Here is a 16,660-nt window from a genome sequence, read left to right as displayed (position 1 = left end):
TGTTGCTGGATGGTTCAAAACAGGCGTATCTCGCGTTTTCCGCACCTTTGCGTGCATCAGCGCCAAACGCGAATTGCCGGCGTAAATGGGGTCGCCCGCGCCCGTTTCAAGAGGCGCGACGCGCGACGCTGTCCAGATAGCGGCACAGAAACACCGACAGCGCCGGATCGGTACAGTTCGCGATGTTAAAGCGCATCCATGTGGCCGGCGACTGGTGCGGCGAGAACAGGCTGCCGGGCGTCAGCAGGAAGCCTTCCTCGTGGCCGGCGGCGGCGAACACGTCGGCGTCGACGCCCGTGTCGGCCCACAGGAACATGCCCGCGCCAGGCGCGAAGAATATCTTCATGCCAGCCTTTTCGAGCATGCGCACGGCCTTGTCGCGCACGCCGTCGAGCCGCGCGCGTAGCCGCTCGACGTGCCGCCGGTAGTGGCCTTCTGTCAGGATCTTGTAGAGCACGCGCTCGTTCAGTTCAGGGCTCGTCATGCCGACCAGCATTTTCTGGTCGGTGATCGCGTTCGCCACTTCCGGCGCGCACGCGACGAAACCAACGCGCAGGTTCGCCGCCAGTGTCTTCGAAAAGCTGCCGAGGTAGATCACGCGCTTTAACTGGTCGAGACTCGCCACGCGCGTCGCCGCGTAGCCGGACGGGCACAGGTCGCCGTAGATATCGTCCTCGACGACGATGAAATCGTGTTCCTCGGCAAGCCGCAGGATGCGAAACGCCTGCGCGGCGGTGAGCGACGTGCCGGTCGGGTTTTGCAGCACGGAGTTGATGACGAGCATTTTCGGGTGCCACGTCTGGATCAGCTGTTCCAGCGCGTCGAGATCGGGGCCGTCGGGCGTGTACGGCATGCCGACGAGCCGCGCGCCCTGCGACGCAAAGCGCCCGAACATCTGGAACCACGCCGGATCGCCGACGATCACCGCATCGCCCGGCTGGACGTAAATGCGCGCGATCAGGTCGATGGCCTGCGTGATACCGGACACCATCACGATCTGGTCCGGCGAAGCGCCGATTTCCAGCTCCTCCAGCCGCGTCTGCAACTGCTGGCGCAGCGGCAGAAAACCCTGCGGCGTACCGAAGCCGAGCATCTGCGCTCCGCTTTGCCGCCCGAGCGTGCGTAGCGCGCCGGTGATCAGGTCGCCGTCGAGCCAGCGGCCCGGCAGATAACCGAGGCCCGGACCTTTCTCCGGCCGCGTCGACGAATGCAGCATGTTGCGCAACAGCCAGACGACGTCGATCGTGCTCGGCGCCGGTGCCGCCTCGGTGAGCGCGCGGCGCTCGCCGGGCAGCTGGCTCGCGGCGCGCTCGCGTACGTAGAAACCCGAGCCGCGCCGCGAATCGAGGTATCCCTGCGCGACGAGCCGTTCGTACGCCTCGACCACCGTGAAGCGCGACACCCCTTTGTCGAGCGCGAGCGTGCGGATCGACGGCATGCGCATGCCGGGCCGGAACACGCGTTCTTCGATGCGGCGGCGCGCCCATTGCACCAGCTGGTCGACGAGCGTCAGCGAAGACGCGTCATGGGGCGCGGGAATCAGGTCGAGCGGGACGGACATGGCGAGGCTCCAACTGTACCGAACAGTATCGAACCGATTGTACCGTTACTGTGCCGGTCGCAGGCGCTACATTGAACACTCCGTTGAGCGCCGCGGCATGCGTCTGCGTGCCCGGCATCCGGCCAGTCGCGGGCATCCTGTGCGTTGCACGGACCGTCGGCCGGACGAAAGGTTATGCTGGCGGCCCGGGCCGCATCGCCCCTCCCAACGTCCGGTTGCGCGCGCGAATGCGCCTGCCGTTCGCTGAAAACCGTCTTTTACCGTGTTGCCATGACCGCCCAGAAGCTGCATCTCGATCATCTCGTTGTCACCGCCCGCACGCTCGACGAAGGCACGCAATACGTCGCCGACACACTCGGCGTCACGCCGGCCGGCGGTGGTACGCATCCGCTGATGCGCACGCACAACCGGCTGCTGAACCTGTGGGGCGGCATCTATCTGGAAGTGATCGCGATCGATCCGCAATCCGGTGCCCTTCCGGCTGGAACCGACATTGCGCCGCGCCCGCGTCTTTTCGCACTCGACGCGCCCGCGACGCACGCGCGGCTCGAGCGCGGCCCGTACCTGTCGCACTGGGTCGCGCGCGTCGAGCGGCCTAAAAACCTGCCGCGCTGGCGCGAGCAGTATCCGGAGCGGATTGCACCGGTCGTGCCGATGTCGCGCGGCGATTTCACGTGGGGCCTCACCGTGCCGGACGACGGCGCGTTTCCCGCGTGGCAGGGTGCGGGCGACGGCATCGCGCCTTCGCTGATCCAGTGGGATACGGCGCTGCATCCTTCGGCGATGCTGCCCGAGCCGGAAGTCGCGCTGAAGTCGCTAAAGGGTTTTCATCCGCAGGCCGATGTGATCCGCGCGCAACTCGAGTGGCTCGGCGCCGCGCATCTGATCGCGCTCGACACAACGCCGGACAGCGCGAGCCTCGTCGCCGAATTCGAAACGCCCGCCGGACTCCGCACGCTCAAATAGCGTGTGTCACGGCCCACGAACCCAGGCTGGATCAAGAGAGTAAAGAGAGACACCCGCAATGAAACCGCGCGAATCCCAGGGCATGATGCTTGGCCTCATCGGCGTCATGATCTTCAGCCTCACGTTGCCGATGACGCGCATCGTCGTGCAGGAGTTTCATCCGCTGCTAGTCGGCCTCGGTCGCGCGCTCGCCGCCGCGGTGCCCGCTGCCGCGCTGCTGGCATGGCGCCGCGAACGCCGGCCGACGTGGCCGCAGGTCAAGAGCCTCGCCGTGGTGTCGCTCGGTGTGATCATCGCATTTCCGGTGTTTTCCGCGTGGTCGATGAAGACGGTGCCCGCTTCGCATGGCGCGGTCGTCAACGGCCTGCAGCCGCTGTGCGTCGCGTTGTATGCCGCGTGGCTCTCGCACGAACGGCCCTCGAAGGCGTTCTGGGTGAGCGCGATTGCGGGCAGCGCGATCGTCGTCGCGTTCGCGCTGCAATCGGGCGGCGGCTCGCTGCAGACGGGCGATCTGCTGATGCTCGTCGCAGTCGGCATCGGTGCGCTCGGCTACGCTGAAGGCGCACGGCTTGCGCGGCAGATCGGCGGCTGGCAGGTGATCTGCTGGGCACTGGTGCTCTCGGCGCCGTTCCTCGTGATTCCAGTCGGCTGGCTCGGCTGGGAACATCACGTGCAGCATCCCGGCCCCATCGCGTTGAAGACATGGCTCGCGTTCGGCTACGTCACGCTCTTCTCGCAGTTCATCGGCTTTTTCGCGTGGTACGCGGGGCTCGCGATGGGCGGCACGGCGCGCGTGGGCCAGGTGCAGCTACTGCAGATTTTCTTCACGATGGCGTTTTCCGCGATCTTTTTCGGCGAGCACGTCGCGGCTTCCACCTGGCTTTTCGCGGCCGCCGTGATCGCCACCGTCGTGCTCGGCCGCAAGGCGACGGTGCGCACCGTCCACGTACCCGCGCGCGCAGCCTGACGAGACGCGCGATAATCACGCATTCGACCGACCCCTTTCAGCTTCAGCATCACACTGCAATCGAGGAGACCATGGACCAAAGCGACCTTCAAGCCCCGACGTGGCAACTGTCCGAACGTGCACGCAAGCTCACCAGCTCGGCGATTCGCGAGATCCTGAAAGTCACCGAACGGCCCGAAGTCATTTCGTTCGCGGGCGGGCTGCCTTCGCCGGCAACTTTCCCGGCCGAACGGATGCGCGAGGCGTCCGACTGGATCCTGCGCAACGACCCCGCCGCCGCGCTCCAGTACAGCGCAACCGAAGGCTATCTGCCGCTGCGCGAATGGATCGCCACACGCTACTCCGTGAACGGTGCGAAGATCCGCGCGTCGCAGGTGCTGATCACGACGGGTTCGCAGCAGGCGCTCGACCTGCTCGGCAAGGTGCTGATCTGCAAGGACAGCCCGGTGCTCGTCGAAACGCCGACGTATCTCGGCGCATTGCAGTCGTTCTCGATGTACGAGCCGCACTACGTGCAGGTGCCGACCGATGAGAACGGCCTGATCCCCGAAGCGCTCACGCCCGAACTGACGGCGGGTGCGCGCCTCCTGTACGCGCAGCCGAATTTCCAGAATCCGACGGGCCGCCGTCTGCCGGTCGAGCGCCGCCGCGCGCTCGCCGCGCTCGCGAAGACCGCGCCGTTCCCCATCATCGAGGACGACCCGTACGGCGCCCTCGATTACGCGGGCGAGCCGCTGCCGACGATGCTCTCGATGTCGCCCGACCACATCGTTCATCTGGGCTCGTTCTCGAAAGTGCTCGCGCCGGGTCTGCGGATCGGCTACATCATCGCGCCCGAGGAACTGCACTTCAAGCTGGTGCAGGCCAAACAGGCAACCGATCTGCACACGCCGAGCTTCACGCAACGCATCGTGCATGAGGTCGTAAAAGACGGCTTTCTCGACACGCACGTGCCGACGATCCGCGCGCTCTATCGCGATCAGTGCGCCGCGATGCTGGCCTCGCTCGAACGCTACATGCCCGAAGGCGTGAGCTGGAACCGTCCGGAAGGCGGCATGTTCGTGTGGGTCACGCTGCCTGCGCAGATGAACAGCATGAAGCTGCTCGAAGAAGCGGTCGCGCAGAACGTCGCGTTCGTGCCGGGCGGGCCGTTCTTCGCGAACGAAGCGCAACACAACACGCTGCGTCTGTCGTTCGTGACCGTGTCGCCGGCGAAGATCGACGAAGGCGTCGCGAAGCTCGCCGCATTGATCCGCGCGCGGATCTGATGACCGATCCGTTTTACCGATTTCATCCAGAGATAAAGGACACGTCATGGCTCAAGCAAATGTGTATGACCGGCTGAAGGAACTCGGCATCGAACTGCCGACCGCAGGCGCGCCCGCCGCCGCTTACGTGATGAGCGCGCAGGCCGGGAACACGGTGTATCTGTCCGGCCACATCGCGAAGAAGGACGGCAAGCCGTGGGTCGGCAAGCTCGGCGACACGCTGTCGACCGGGGAAGGCAAGGTCGCCGCGCGGTCGATCGCGATCGACCTGCTCGCAACCCTGCACGCACACGTCGGCGATCTGAACCGCGTGACGCGCATCGTCAAGCTGATGAGCCTCGTCAATTCGACGCTCACGTTCACCGAACAGCATCTCGTGACGAACGGCGCATCGGAACTCGTCGCCGACGTATTTGGCGAGCGCGGCAAGCACGCCCGCTCGGCATTTGGCGTCGCGCAGATTCCGCTTGGCGCATGCGTTGAAATCGAAATGATCGCTGAAGTGCAGTAATACTTCGTTGTCGTCCGGCTTCAGCCTGGCTGAAGCCGCGTCGTACATATGAAGAATCGCGTTTATTCAATTCCGGCATCAGGAACGGGCAAAACTCATGTTTAGTCGTTTCAGGCAGGTCGATGTGTTTACCCTTGTCCCGTTCAAGGGCAATCCGCTCGCGGTGATTCTCGAAGCCGACAGCCTGACCACCGACCAGATGCAAACCATCGCGCGCTGGACGAATCTGTCCGAGACCGCATTTCTGCTGAAACCGACCGACCCGGCCGCCGACTACCGGGTGCGTATCTTCACGACGGGCAGCGAGCTTCCGTTCGCCGGTCACCCCACGCTCGGCAGCGCGCATGCGCTGCTCGAAAGCGGCTATACGCCGAAGCAGCCAGGCAGGCTTGTGCAGCAATGTGGCGTTGGCCTTGTCGAACTGGCGCAGCAGGACGCGCATGTCTGGGCGTTCGCCGCGCCGCCGGCGCGCATCACGCCCCTTCCCGAAACACAGTACGCCGCGCTGCGGGCGGCCCTGAAAACCGATGCGATCGACTTCAGTGCGCCACCCTGTGCGATCGACAACGGTGCGGCGTGGCTCGTCGTGCGCCTGCAGTCCGCTCCCGCCTGCCTTGCGCTGACGCCGGACGCACAGCAACTCGCCGACATCGCCCATGCCACCGATACACACGGTATCGCCGTCTACGCACCGCATGCCGACGGGGGCCCCGCCACGTTCGAAGTCCGCTGCCTGATGGCAGGCGGCGCGTTCGGCGTCGGCGAAGATCCGGTGACGGGCAGCGCGAACGCCGCGCTGGCAGGTTTGCTGACACAGCAGCATCGCCGTCCCGGCAACGGATACACCGCGCGCCAGGGCACCGCGATCGGCCGCGACGGCCGTATCGTCGTGACCTACGACGACGCCGCCGGCAAGACGTGGATCGGCGGCTCATCCGTCACGGTGGTCGACGGGACGTTCCGGCTGCCCTGAGCCGCAAGCGCACGCGCCTGTCCAATGCGCGCCGGCACTCCACTGTCTGGTTTGTTGCCCACAACATGTCTCATGCAGACAATCGGACGATCGCTTCGATGTGTGCTCAACGCTCGCCTTGATGCGAGCGTGATGCGTTCTGGATAAACTGGCGACGTACCCCTACGCAACGGGCATCGTCTGAAACTTCCGTTTCGACGAAACCCTTTAAACGCGGACTACCGGCGAACCTGGCGGCAACGCTGGCGAGCCACGTCGGGTCAGCGTATCGCGTGCCTGGCCGGGCGAGCGTATACCCGATGCGCGGATGCTTCCTTAATCTTTTGGCATTCAGTAATATCGAAAGGTCCAGGTGACAACAGGACTTCGGCACGACACCGCGCCCTCCCACCCCCGCGCACCCGGTACCGTTCATCATGCAGCCAATCTCGAACCTCGCGCAGTCGACGTACCCGGAGCCGCTGCGGCGAAGCGCACGCCCCTGGTCGGCACGATGAATCATTTCCGCGTTTCCACAACACGTGACGGAAGACTCCGCGATCCCGCGGTATCGCGCCGTCGTGCGCTGCTCGCTATTCCCGCACTCGGCGTACTGGTATTGATCCTGCTGTGGACTGTCATCTTCGCGCGCCTGTCGGTCGAGAAGGACACGACGTATCGGGAAGCGATGGCATCGTCGGCGATCCTGTCGGCGGCGCTTGAACAACACACGGTCAAGGCCATCCACCAGGTCGACCAGATCACGCGCTTCGTCAAATACGAGTTCGAGAAGTCGCCGAATCACTTCGACCTGTCGAGCACGGTGGAGAAAGGCGTCGTGCAGAGCGAGACGCTCGTGCAGGTTTCGCTGATCGATGAGCACGGCACGCTGATCGCGAACACCGCCGATCCCACGCCGAAACCCATCGACCTCTCGGACCGCGAGCACTTCAAGGTGCACGAACACGAGAACGATGACGCGCTCTACATCAGCAAACCGGTGCTCGGGCGCGTGTCCGGGCACTGGACGTTGCAGATGACGCGCCGGCTGAATCATCCGGACGGCTCGTTCGCGGGTGTCGTGGTGGTGTCCGAGGACCCGAGCTACTTCACGAGCGACTTCTACAACAACGCGGCGATCGGCCGCGACGGCGTGATCGCCGTCATCTCCGATTCAGGCACCGTGCTCGCGCGCCGCACCGGCAGCGCCGAGAATGCGGAAGGCGTGTTCTCGGCGAGCGGCACGTATCCGACGTCGGAACACGTGTCGGGCACGTACGTCGACCCGATCGACAAGGTGACGCGCATCGTGTCGTACCGTCATATCGACGGCTATCCGCTCGGCGTGCTGGTCGGGCTCTCGCAGGCGGAAGAGTTCGCCGACTACAACCATACGCGCAACGTCTATCTGTTGATGGCGGGCTTTATCTCGCTCGCGATGCTGAGCTTCTTCGCCGTCGCGACGGGGCTGATCGGCAAACTGCTCGGACGCGAACGCGAGATGACGCATCTCGTCGAATACGATCTGCTGACCGGCCTGCGCAACCGCTACGCCACGCTGCAGAGCCTGCGGCACGACGTTGCGTTACCGGTGAACGTCGGCCGTCTCGCGATCCTGTTCATCGACCTCGACAACTTCAAGACCGTCAACGACACGCTCGGCCACAACGCCGGCGACATCGTGCTGCAGATGACCGCGTCGCGGCTCGCGGATGCCGTCGCCGATCTGGGTTCGCTCAGCCGCATCGGCGGCGACGAATTTGTCGTGATCGTCAAAGGTGAGAACGTCGAAAAGCGCGCCGTCGATCTCGCCGAAGCAACCGCCGAAGTCTTCGCGAGACCGTTCGAGGTGCGTGGCAGTTCGTTCGTGCTGCACGCGAGCGTCGGCATCGCGCTGTACTCGGTCGCCAACGAAAGTGAAATCGACCTGCTGAAAAAAGCCGACCTCGCGATGTACAGCGCGAAGGATGCCGGCAAGAACTGCTATCAGTTCTACTCGCCGCAGCTCTCGCACCGCGCGGACCATCTGATGAAGTGGGAGCAGCAGCTGCGCGTCGCGTTGAACGAGGGCCAGCTGTTCCTCGCGTACCAGCCGAAGGTCGATCTCACGCGTCGCTGCATTACCGGCTTCGAGGCGCTGGTGCGCTGGAACCATCCGCAACACGGCCTGATTCCGGCCAACGAGTTCATCCCGGTCGCGGAATCGACCGGGCTGATCGTCCCGATCGGCGACTTCGTGATCGAGACCGCCTGCCGGCAACTGGCGATGTGGCAGCAACAGGGCTACGATCCGCTTTCGCTGGCGGTCAACATTTCCGCCGTACAGTTCTGGCGCGGCGACCTGTACCAGACGATCTCGCGCGCCATCGAGGAAACCGGTATTCCCGCGCGCCGCCTGGAACTCGAAATCACCGAGACGGCGATGATGGAATATCCCGATCTCGTCTCCGAAAAAATCTTCGCGCTCAAACGCCTTGGCGTGCGTATCGCGCTCGACGACTTCGGCACCGGCTATTCGTCGCTGTCGTACCTGAACCGCTTTGCGGTCGATACGCTGAAGGTGGATCGCTCGTTCGTGCAGGCCATTCCCGGCGACCGCAGCGTGTGCGTGATGGTGACGGCGATCGTCAACCTGGCGCGCTCGCTGGGCCTCACGGTGGTCGTCGAAGGCACGGAGACGGAAGAACAGATCGCGTGGCTGGCGGCGCTCGGCCATATCGAGGCACAGGGCTTCCTGTTCTCGCGACCGGTGCCGTCGGATGGCATACCGGCGCTGCTCGACCGGTTCGGCGTCTGCGGAATGCCGGACCGTCGCGTGACGCAGGAACCCGATCTCGACAGCATGGGCGTTGCACCGAGCACCAGCGGGCTGTCTGCGTGACTGAAAAGGTTAAAACCCGCGCGACATCACAGCGACACCGATCGTCACGACGCCCAGCACCAGATTGATCACCACCAGACGCCGCACCGTGCCGACCGCGCGGGCGCCATCCGGCCAGTTCTGCGCCTGTACCGCGCGACGGATGCGCGGGAACACGGCGAAACGGATGTGCCCGAAGAGCAGCATCATCACGATGCCGAGGCCGGCCATCGCATGAAGCGTCCACGATGCGTGCCCGCCGCCGAACTGCATCAACAGGAAGCCGCCCGAGATCAGGATGACGAGCACCGAGGCGCCCACCCAGTTGAAGAAGCGCCCGAAGACCGACTCCCATAGCGGCAGACGCAGTTGCGGCGAGAGATCGGCGAGCGCCGGCCGCAGGCAGAAATGCGCGAACACCATGCCGCCGATCCACACGGCCACGCCGAGCAGATGCAGAAAGAGCGCGAGTTCAATGCCTTTGGTCATGGTTGTTTTCCCTGTGCGGTGTAGAACTGTCGGGCTTCATTTGAAGCCCTCATTGAGCGCATTCGACCACGGCTCATCAGCGCAGTTCATCTTTATGTTTATTTTGACGTTTGGCCGCAACGGTTTCATCGTCAGGCGCGGTGCTTCGTTTTGCTTTAATTCTCTTTGCTTCGTTTCGCCTGACAGCATTTCTGGCGATTTTCACGACACTCACGCATTGCCCGGTTCCGGCACGCGAACAACGAAGGGCATCGATACGCGCCCTTCGTCCCCCGACGCCTGGACTGGGATAGCCGGCGTTCTCGACAGCGCCTAGCCCGCCAGCGCCGGCCTCATCGCCTGCATCTTCAGCTTCGTGTCCGGCGCGCGGCCCTTGCGTGCCCGCTTGCCCACGTGCGGTGCCAGCGCCGCGCCAGCCAGTGTTTCCTCCTGCTGCCTGCCGCCGCGCCCCGTGCCCTGCAGAACGACGCCAGCCTTGCCGATCGCCAGCGCCTGCACGAGCGCTTCCTTGTCGTCGAGCGCGATCAGTATGACGCCGCGTCCGCCGCCGGAAAGCGTCTTCATCTCGTCGAAGCCGAACACCAGCAAACGCCCTCCCCCCGACAGACACGCCACCTGTGTCGCATCCGGCAGCATCGGCATCGGCGCGAGCGGTGTCGCGCCTTCGTCGATCGTCATGAACGCCTTGCCGGCCTTCACGCGGCTCACCATGTCGCCGACCTTCGCGACGAAGCCAAAGCCGTTGCTCGAAGCAAGCAGCAACGCCTGATCCGTCGAAGCCGCGTAGTAATGCATCAGATACGTGCCCGATTCGAGCTCGATCAGCGACGTGACCGGCACACCATCGCCGCGCCCGCCCGGCAACACCGCGACCGGTACGGAATAGACGCGCCCCTTGCTGCCCCACGCAATCAGGATATCCGGCGTGCGGCACTGGAACGCCGCATACAGCCCGTCGCCGGCCTTGAACGTGAAGCCGGCCGGATCGAGTGCATGGCCCTTCAGCGCGCGCACCCAGCCCTTCTGCGACACCACCACCGTGACCGGTTCATCGACGACACGCGCTTCGAACGTCGCGCGCTTTTCCTGCTGGATCAGCGTGCGGCGCGCGTCGCCGTACTGCTTCGCGTCGCCTTCGATTTCCTTGATGAGCAGACGCTTCATGGCCGGTTCGCTGCCGAGCAGTTCCTCGAGCTTCGCCTTCTCGTCGCGCAATTCGGACAGCTCCTTCTCGATCTTGATCTTCTCAAGCCGTGCCAGTTGACGCAGGCGAATCTCAAGAATGTCTTCAGCCTGCCGATCCGACAGGCCAAACGCTGAGATCAGCGCGGACTTTGGTTCGTCTGACTCGCGAATGATGCGGATGACTTCATCGATATTCAGGAAGACGATCATCCGCCCTTCGAGAATATGAATCCGGTCGTCGACCTTCATCAGACGATGCTGCGTACGGCGCGTGACTGTCGCGAAACGGAAGCCGATCCATTCGCCGAGGATTTCGCCGATGCTCTTCTGGCGCGGCCTGCCATCGGCGCCGACCATCACCAGATTCAGCGACGCGTTCGATTCCAGGCTCGTATGCGCGAGCAGCGTGTTGACGAATTCGGTCTGATCAATGCGGCTCGACTTCGGTTCGAACACGAGGCGCACCGGCGCGTCCTTGCCCGATTCGTCGCGCACGGCATCGAGCAGCGCCAGCATCGTCTGCTTCGTCTGCAACTGTTCGGGCGTGAGCGTTTTCTTGCCGAGCTTGATCTTCGGGTTGGTCTGCTCCTCGATTTCCTCGAGCACCTTCTGGCCGGACGTGTTCGGCGGCAATTCGGTGAAGACAACCTGCCACTGCCCGCGTGCCATCTCTTCGATTTTCCAGCGCGCGCGCACCTTCAGGCTGCCGCGGCCGGTCTCGTATGCAGCGGCGATTTCCGCCTCGCTGGAGATGATCTGGCCGCCGCCCGGAAAATCGGGGCCCGGCACGAACTGCATCAACTCGGCGTGCGAGAGCTTCGGGTTGCGGATCATCGCCACCGCCGCCGCCGCGACCTCGCGCAGGTTGTGCGACGGGATTTCCGTCGCGAGCCCCACGGCGATACCGGACGCGCCGTTCAGCAGCACGAACGGCAGGCGCGCCGGCAACAGCCTCGGCTCTTCGAACGAGCCGTCGTAGTTCGGCATGAAATCGACCGTGCCCTGGTTGATTTCATCGAGCAGCAGCTTTGCGATCGGCGTGAGGCGCGCCTCGGTGTAACGCATGGCCGCCGCGCCGTCGCCGTCGCGCGAACCGAAGTTGCCCTGGCCGTCGATCAGCGGATAACGCATCGAAAAGTCCTGCGCGAGCCGCACGAGCGCGTCATAGGCCGACTGGTCGCCGTGCGGGTGATACTTGCCCAGCACGTCGCCGACGACGCGCGCCGACTTGACCGGCTTCGCATTGTCGGCGAGACCCATCTCGTTCATCGCGAACAGGATGCGGCGCTGCACGGGCTTCTGGCCATCGCAGACGTCGGGCAGCGCGCGACCCTTCACCACGCTCACCGCGTAGTCGAGGTACGCACGTTCCGCGTAGTTGCCAAGCGTCAGGAAATCGTCGGCCGGTACCGCTTCGGTGAAAAGATCGGGAGTGTTATCGTCCATCTGGATGTCGTGTCCGTTTTTTTGCGTGAGGGCATGCGCTCGCGGGATGCCGGGATGCGTCAGCGCGCTCGCTCAGATATCCGCTTCGACGTCGTTGCCCTTCTCTTCGAGCCAGCTGCGGCGCGACGCCGCTTCGCCCTTGCCCATCAGCATCGTCATGCGTGCGACGGTCGCGTCGAAATCGAGCGCGCCCAGCGCGACCGGAGAAAGACGCCGGGTGTCCGGGTTCATCGTGGTGTCCCATAGCTGCTCGGCGCTCATTTCGCCGAGGCCCTTGAAGCGACTGATTGTCCACTGCGATTCACGTACGCCGTCCTTGCGCAACTTGTCCAGAATCGCTTCGAGTTCGCCTTCGTCGAGCGCGTACAGCTTCTGCGCGGGCTTCTTGCCGCGCGCGGGCGCGTCGACACGAAAGAGCGGCGGACGCGCCACGCATACATGGCCGCGCTCGATCAGCTGCGGGAAATGCTTGAAGAAGAGCGTGAGCAGCAACACCTGGATATGTGCGCCGTCGACGTCCGCGTCCGACAGGATGCAGATCTTGCCGTAGCGCAGATTCGACAGATCGATCTTGTCGTCAGGGCCATGCGGATCGACGCCGATTGCCACCGAAATGTCGTGCACTTCGTTATTGGCGAAGAGCCGGTCGCGCTCGGTCTCCCACGTGTTCAGCACCTTGCCGCGCAGCGGCAGAATGGCCTGATACTCCTTGTCGCGGCCCATCTTGGCCGAACCGCCGGCCGAATCGCCCTCGACGAGGAACAGTTCGTTGCGGCCGATTTCCGTCGATTCGCAATCGGTCAGCTTGCCTGGCAACACCGCCACGCCCGAGCTCTTGCGCTTCTCGACCTTCTGCCCGGCGCGCGTACGCGCCTGCGCCTGCTTGATGACGAGGTCGGCGAGCTTCTTGCCGTGCTCGACGTGCTGGTTCAGCCACAACTCAAGCGCCGGACGTGCGAATGACGACACCAGCTTCACGGCGTCGCGACTGTTCAGCCGCTCCTTGATCTGACCTTGAAACTGCGGGTCCAGCACCTTCGCCGACAGCACGAACGACACGCGCGCGAACACGTCTTCAGCGAGCAGCTTCACGCCCTTCGGTTGCAGGTTGTGCATTTCGACGAAGCTCTTCACCGCCTGGAACAGCCCTTCGCGCAAACCCGATTCGTGCGTGCCGCCCGCAGGCGTCGGAATCAGATTGACGTAGGACTCGCGCGTGAGTGACCCCTCCTCGCTCCACGCGACAACCCATGCGGCGCCCTCGCCTTCCGCGAAGGTTTCTTCGTTCGAGCGCGAGTTTTCCGCATAACGCTCGCCTTCGAAGAGCGGAATCAGCAGATCGCTGCCCGCCATGCCTTCGAGCAGATAGCCGCGCAGACCATCTTCATACTTCCAGCTTTGCTGCTCGCCGGTTTTTTCGTTGATAAGCGTGACTTCAACGCCCGGCAACAACACCGCTTTCGATCGCAGCAGGCGTTGCAGTTCGCCGACCGGCAGGTTCGCCGAGTCGAAATATTTCGGGTTGGCCCAGGCGCGCACGCGCGTGCCGGACTTCTTGTCGCCGCGCTGGGCGGGACGCACTTCGAGCGGCTTGACGACGTCGCCGTCGGCAAAGCCGAGTTCGGCGATCTTGCCGTCGCGCCAGACGGTGACGTCAAGGCGCGTGGACAGTGCGTTCGTGACCGACACGCCGACGCCGTGCAAGCCGCCCGAGAACGTGTACGCGCCGCCGGACGCCTTGTCGAACTTGCCGCCCGCATGCAGACGTGTAAACACGATTTCGACGACCGGCACACCTTCTTCCGGATGCATGCCGAACGGAATGCCACGTGCGTCGTCTTCGACGGACACGGACTGGTCGGTGTGCAGCGTGACGATGATCTGGCGACCATAGCCGCCGAGCGCTTCGTCGGCGGCGTTATCGATGGCTTCCTGAATGATGTGCAGCGGATTTTCGGTGCGGGTGTACATGCCGGGCCGTTGCTTGACCGGCTCCAGGCCCTTCAGCACCTTGATCGACGCTTCGCTATATGCGGCGTTTGGCTTTTTCGTAGACATGGCTTGCTGTGGTCCGTCGGTTCATCATTGTCCACAGGTCCTGTGGACATCTGCGTGGACAAACCGTTGAATTTTCAAAAAAAGCGAAACGAAACAACGGGGTGAATCAATGTGCCTGCCATTGAGGCAGTGCCTTTATTAACTGTTCGTGCTGCGACAACCGGTTGCCTGCCGCCTGCATCGACGGCCCGGTAGTATGGTCGCAGATGCGTTCGCGGGGTATTTTACTGATTTCAATACGCACGGCAATTTGATGATGCAGGCGTTAGCCGTCTGGCTGGGTACTGGCGTCGCATCTCGCCTGCGGCACGTACAAAACCTGGCGACGCTTACTTGCGCTTCGCCTCCAGCTCTTCCCAACGCTCGAGGACCGTCAGCAGTTCGTTGTCGATTTCCGCATAGCGCCCGGTCAGGCGCGTGCCTTCCTGAGCGTCCTTCGCGAAGATCGAACCATCCTCGAGTTGCGCGCCGATCGTTTTCTGCTCCGCCTCGAGCGCGGCGATCTGCTGCGGCAACGACTCCAGTTCGCGCTGCTCCTTGAACGACAGCTTGACCGTGCGCTGCGCGTTGCGCCCTGCCCCGCTGTCTTTCGCCGCGACGTCTTTTGCCGGATCTTTCGGCGCTTCGCCCTGCGCGAGCTTTAGCGAGCGCTCGCGTTGAATCTGCCAGTCGGTAAAGCCGCCGACGTATTCCCGCCACCGCCCCTCGCCTTCCGACGCGATCACCGACGTCGCGACGTTATCGAGGAACGCCCGGTCGTGACTGACGAGCAGAACCGTGCCGTCGTAGTCGGTCAACAGTTCTTCGAGCAGTTCGAGCGTGGGAATGTCGAGGTCGTTGGTCGGTTCGTCGAGCACCAGCACGTTTGCCGGCCTTGCAAACAACCGTGCGAGCAGCAGACGGTTGCGCTCGCCGCCCGACAGCGACTTCACCGGCGAGCGGGCACGCTCTGGCGCGAACAGGAAGTCGCCGAGATAGCTCATCACGTGCTTCTTCGTGCCATTGACTTCCACCCACTCGCTGCCCGGGCTGATCGTATCGCCAAGGCTTTTGTCCAGGTCGAGCTGCGCGCGCATCTGGTCGAAATACGCGACCTGGAGATTCGTGCCGATGCGCACCTTGCCTTCGTCCGGCGTCAGTTCGCCGAGAATCAGCTTCAGCAGCGTGGTCTTGCCCGCACCGTTCGGCCCGATGAAACCGATCTTGTCGCCACGCATGACACTGGCCGAGAAACCGTCGACCACGGTGCGCGAGCCGTAGCGCTTCGTCACATCCGTCAGTTCGGCGACGATCTTGCCGGATTTCTCGCCTTGCCCCACGTCGAGCCTGACGTTGCCGAGCGAATTTCGCCGCTCGGCGCGCTCGTTACGCATCTGCACGAGCCGCGCAATGCGCCCGACGCTGCGTGTGCGCCGCGCCTCGACGCCCTTGCGGATCCACACTTCTTCCTGCGCCAGCAGCTTGTCGGCCTTTTCGTTTTCGATCCGTTCGACTTCCAGTTGCTGCGCCTTGCGCGTCTGGTACGCCGAAAAGTTGCCCGGATACGACAGCAGACGCCCGCGATCGAGTTCGACGATGCGCGTGGCGACACGATCGAGAAACGCGCGATCGTGGGTGATGAACAGCAGCCCGGCACGTTGTGAGACCAGGAGTTCCTCAAGCCAGCGGATACCGTCGAAGTCGAGGTGGTTGGTCGGCTCGTCGAGCAGCAGGACGTCAGGCTGTACAACCAGCGCACGCGCGAGCGCCACGCGTTTCTGCATGCCGCCCGACAGCGCGCCCACGCGCGCTTCGCCATCGAGCCCGATCTGCGCGAGCGTCGTGGATACGCGCGTGCGCCAGCTCCACGCATCCGTCGTATCGAGCGAGGACTGCAGCGTGTTCATGCGTGCGAGCAGCGCGTCGTGCTGCTCGCCTTCCGGCGTTTCCGCGAGCGCATGGGCGACGACGTCGTATTGGTCGAGCAACGCGCGCGCATCGATCAGGCCGGCCGCGACGGCGTCGAACACCGACATGTCGATGTCGAACTCGGGTTCCTGCGGCACATAGACCGTAGTGAGGCTTTGCTGACGCGTGACGAGGCCGTCATCGGGCTTCGTGAGATCGGCAACGATCTTGAGCAGCGACGACTTGCCCGCGCCGTTGCGGCCAATCAGCCCGACGCGCTCCCCCGCTTCGAGAGAGAAATCGGCGTGATCGAGCAACGCGACGTGACCGAACGCCAGTTGCGCTCCGGTAATGGTGTAAAGCGACATGGGGAGAAAGGAAAGAAGACTGCGATGAATCGGAACTGCCCATTGTACCGGTCGCGCGGTTGAACGCATCCCGGCCGGATGGCATAGCCCGTCTGGCCAGATTGAATTCGCGAGGCCGGTGCGCACAGAATGGCACGACTAA

At 63.9% G+C, this 16,660-nt stretch carries 12 protein-coding genes; 7 read left to right on the top strand and 5 right to left on the bottom strand.

Translation table 11 applies throughout. The features are described from left to right. Positions 1-106 precede the first annotated feature (106 nt). Positions 107-1,561: an aminotransferase-like domain-containing protein gene (locus LPA34_RS01190; protein WP_228974041.1), complete on the bottom strand. Its 1,455-nt coding sequence runs from the start codon at positions 1,559-1,561 to the stop codon at positions 107-109. 270 nt (positions 1,562-1,831) lie between these two features. Between LPA34_RS01190 and LPA34_RS01185 the strand changes: the two genes are divergently transcribed. The 6 genes from LPA34_RS01185 (at position 1,832) to LPA34_RS01160 (ending at position 9,106) form a co-directional block, all read left to right on the top strand. Further along, on the top strand, positions 1,832-2,527 hold the full coding sequence (locus tag LPA34_RS01185; RefSeq protein ID WP_228974038.1) for a VOC family protein: 696 nt from the start codon (positions 1,832-1,834) through the stop codon (positions 2,525-2,527). Positions 2,528-2,585: 58 nt separating this feature from the next. Continuing rightward, complete coding sequence (locus tag LPA34_RS01180; RefSeq protein ID WP_228974036.1) at positions 2,586-3,494, top strand: DMT family transporter; 909 nt, start codon at positions 2,586-2,588, stop codon at positions 3,492-3,494. A gap of 71 nt (positions 3,495-3,565) precedes the next feature. Continuing rightward, positions 3,566-4,762 (top strand): aminotransferase-like domain-containing protein, encoded by a 1,197-nt coding sequence (locus LPA34_RS01175; RefSeq protein WP_228974034.1) that lies wholly within the window; start codon positions 3,566-3,568, stop codon positions 4,760-4,762. A gap of 46 nt (positions 4,763-4,808) precedes the next feature. Next, entirely contained in the window at positions 4,809-5,273 is a 465-nt protein-coding gene (locus tag LPA34_RS01170; RefSeq protein ID WP_228974032.1) for a RidA family protein, read from the top strand. Between the two features lie 97 nt (positions 5,274-5,370). Continuing rightward, a complete protein-coding gene (locus LPA34_RS01165) occupies positions 5,371-6,246 on the top strand; it encodes a PhzF family phenazine biosynthesis protein (protein WP_228974030.1) in 876 nt (291 codons plus the stop codon). A gap of 493 nt (positions 6,247-6,739) precedes the next feature. Then, positions 6,740-9,106 (top strand): bifunctional diguanylate cyclase/phosphodiesterase, encoded by a 2,367-nt coding sequence (locus tag LPA34_RS01160; RefSeq protein ID WP_228974026.1) that lies wholly within the window; start codon positions 6,740-6,742, stop codon positions 9,104-9,106. 9 nt (positions 9,107-9,115) lie between these two features. On the opposite strand, the gene LPA34_RS01155 is transcribed toward LPA34_RS01160, so the two are convergent. Beyond that, positions 9,116-9,574, bottom strand: a complete 459-nt coding sequence (locus LPA34_RS01155; RefSeq protein ID WP_228974024.1) for a CopD family protein — start codon at positions 9,572-9,574, stop codon at positions 9,116-9,118. 52 nt (positions 9,575-9,626) lie between these two features. Here LPA34_RS01155 and LPA34_RS01150 point away from each other — a divergent pair, with 52 nt between their 5' ends. After that, positions 9,627-9,890 carry a hypothetical protein gene (locus LPA34_RS01150; protein ID WP_228974022.1) on the top strand — a complete coding sequence of 88 codons (264 nt, stop codon included), beginning with the start codon at positions 9,627-9,629 and terminating at the stop codon, positions 9,888-9,890. Here the strand turns inward: LPA34_RS01150 and parC are convergent. The 3 genes from parC to LPA34_RS01135 form a co-directional block, all read right to left on the bottom strand. Continuing rightward, positions 9,887-12,205: a DNA topoisomerase IV subunit A gene (parC, locus tag LPA34_RS01145; RefSeq protein ID WP_228974021.1), complete on the bottom strand. Its 2,319-nt coding sequence runs from the start codon at positions 12,203-12,205 to the stop codon at positions 9,887-9,889. The genes LPA34_RS01150 and parC overlap by 4 nt on opposite strands. A 72-nt stretch (positions 12,206-12,277) precedes the next feature. Then, the gene (locus LPA34_RS01140; RefSeq protein ID WP_228974019.1) at positions 12,278-14,263 is read right to left on the bottom strand and encodes a DNA topoisomerase IV subunit B; all 1,986 of its coding nucleotides are present in this window, start codon (positions 14,261-14,263) and stop codon (positions 12,278-12,280) included. Between the two features lie 329 nt (positions 14,264-14,592). After that, positions 14,593-16,518, bottom strand: a complete 1,926-nt coding sequence (locus LPA34_RS01135; protein ID WP_228974017.1) for an ATP-binding cassette domain-containing protein — start codon at positions 16,516-16,518, stop codon at positions 14,593-14,595. Between the last annotated feature and the right edge of the window lie 142 nt (positions 16,519-16,660).

Origin of the sequence: Paraburkholderia gardini, from assembly GCF_907164575.1 — a bacterium.
Classification (GTDB): domain Bacteria; phylum Pseudomonadota; class Gammaproteobacteria; order Burkholderiales; family Burkholderiaceae; genus Paraburkholderia; species Paraburkholderia gardini.
This window is presented reverse-complemented; position numbering and strand designations above follow the sequence as displayed.

What these genes read in the sequence shown, in the direction of transcription:
- LPA34_RS01135 (WP_228974017.1), bottom strand. Translation starts at nt 16,518, where the DNA reads ATGTCGCTTTACACCATTACCGGAGCGCAACTGGCGTTCGGTCACGTC.
- LPA34_RS01155 (WP_228974024.1), bottom strand. Translation starts at nt 9,574, where the DNA reads ATGACCAAAGGCATTGAACTCGCGCTCTTTCTGCATCTGCTCGGCGTG.
- LPA34_RS01160 (WP_228974026.1), top strand. Translation starts at nt 6,740, where the DNA reads ATGAATCATTTCCGCGTTTCCACAACACGTGACGGAAGACTCCGCGAT.
- LPA34_RS01140 (WP_228974019.1), bottom strand. Translation starts at nt 14,263, where the DNA reads ATGTCTACGAAAAAGCCAAACGCCGCATATAGCGAAGCGTCGATCAAG.
- LPA34_RS01185 (WP_228974038.1), top strand. Translation starts at nt 1,832, where the DNA reads ATGACCGCCCAGAAGCTGCATCTCGATCATCTCGTTGTCACCGCCCGC.
- LPA34_RS01180 (WP_228974036.1), top strand. Translation starts at nt 2,586, where the DNA reads ATGAAACCGCGCGAATCCCAGGGCATGATGCTTGGCCTCATCGGCGTC.
- LPA34_RS01170 (WP_228974032.1), top strand. Translation starts at nt 4,809, where the DNA reads ATGGCTCAAGCAAATGTGTATGACCGGCTGAAGGAACTCGGCATCGAA.
- LPA34_RS01190 (WP_228974041.1), bottom strand. Translation starts at nt 1,561, where the DNA reads ATGTCCGTCCCGCTCGACCTGATTCCCGCGCCCCATGACGCGTCTTCG.
- LPA34_RS01165 (WP_228974030.1), top strand. Translation starts at nt 5,371, where the DNA reads ATGTTTAGTCGTTTCAGGCAGGTCGATGTGTTTACCCTTGTCCCGTTC.
- LPA34_RS01175 (WP_228974034.1), top strand. Translation starts at nt 3,566, where the DNA reads ATGGACCAAAGCGACCTTCAAGCCCCGACGTGGCAACTGTCCGAACGT.
- parC (WP_228974021.1), bottom strand. Translation starts at nt 12,205, where the DNA reads ATGGACGATAACACTCCCGATCTTTTCACCGAAGCGGTACCGGCCGAC.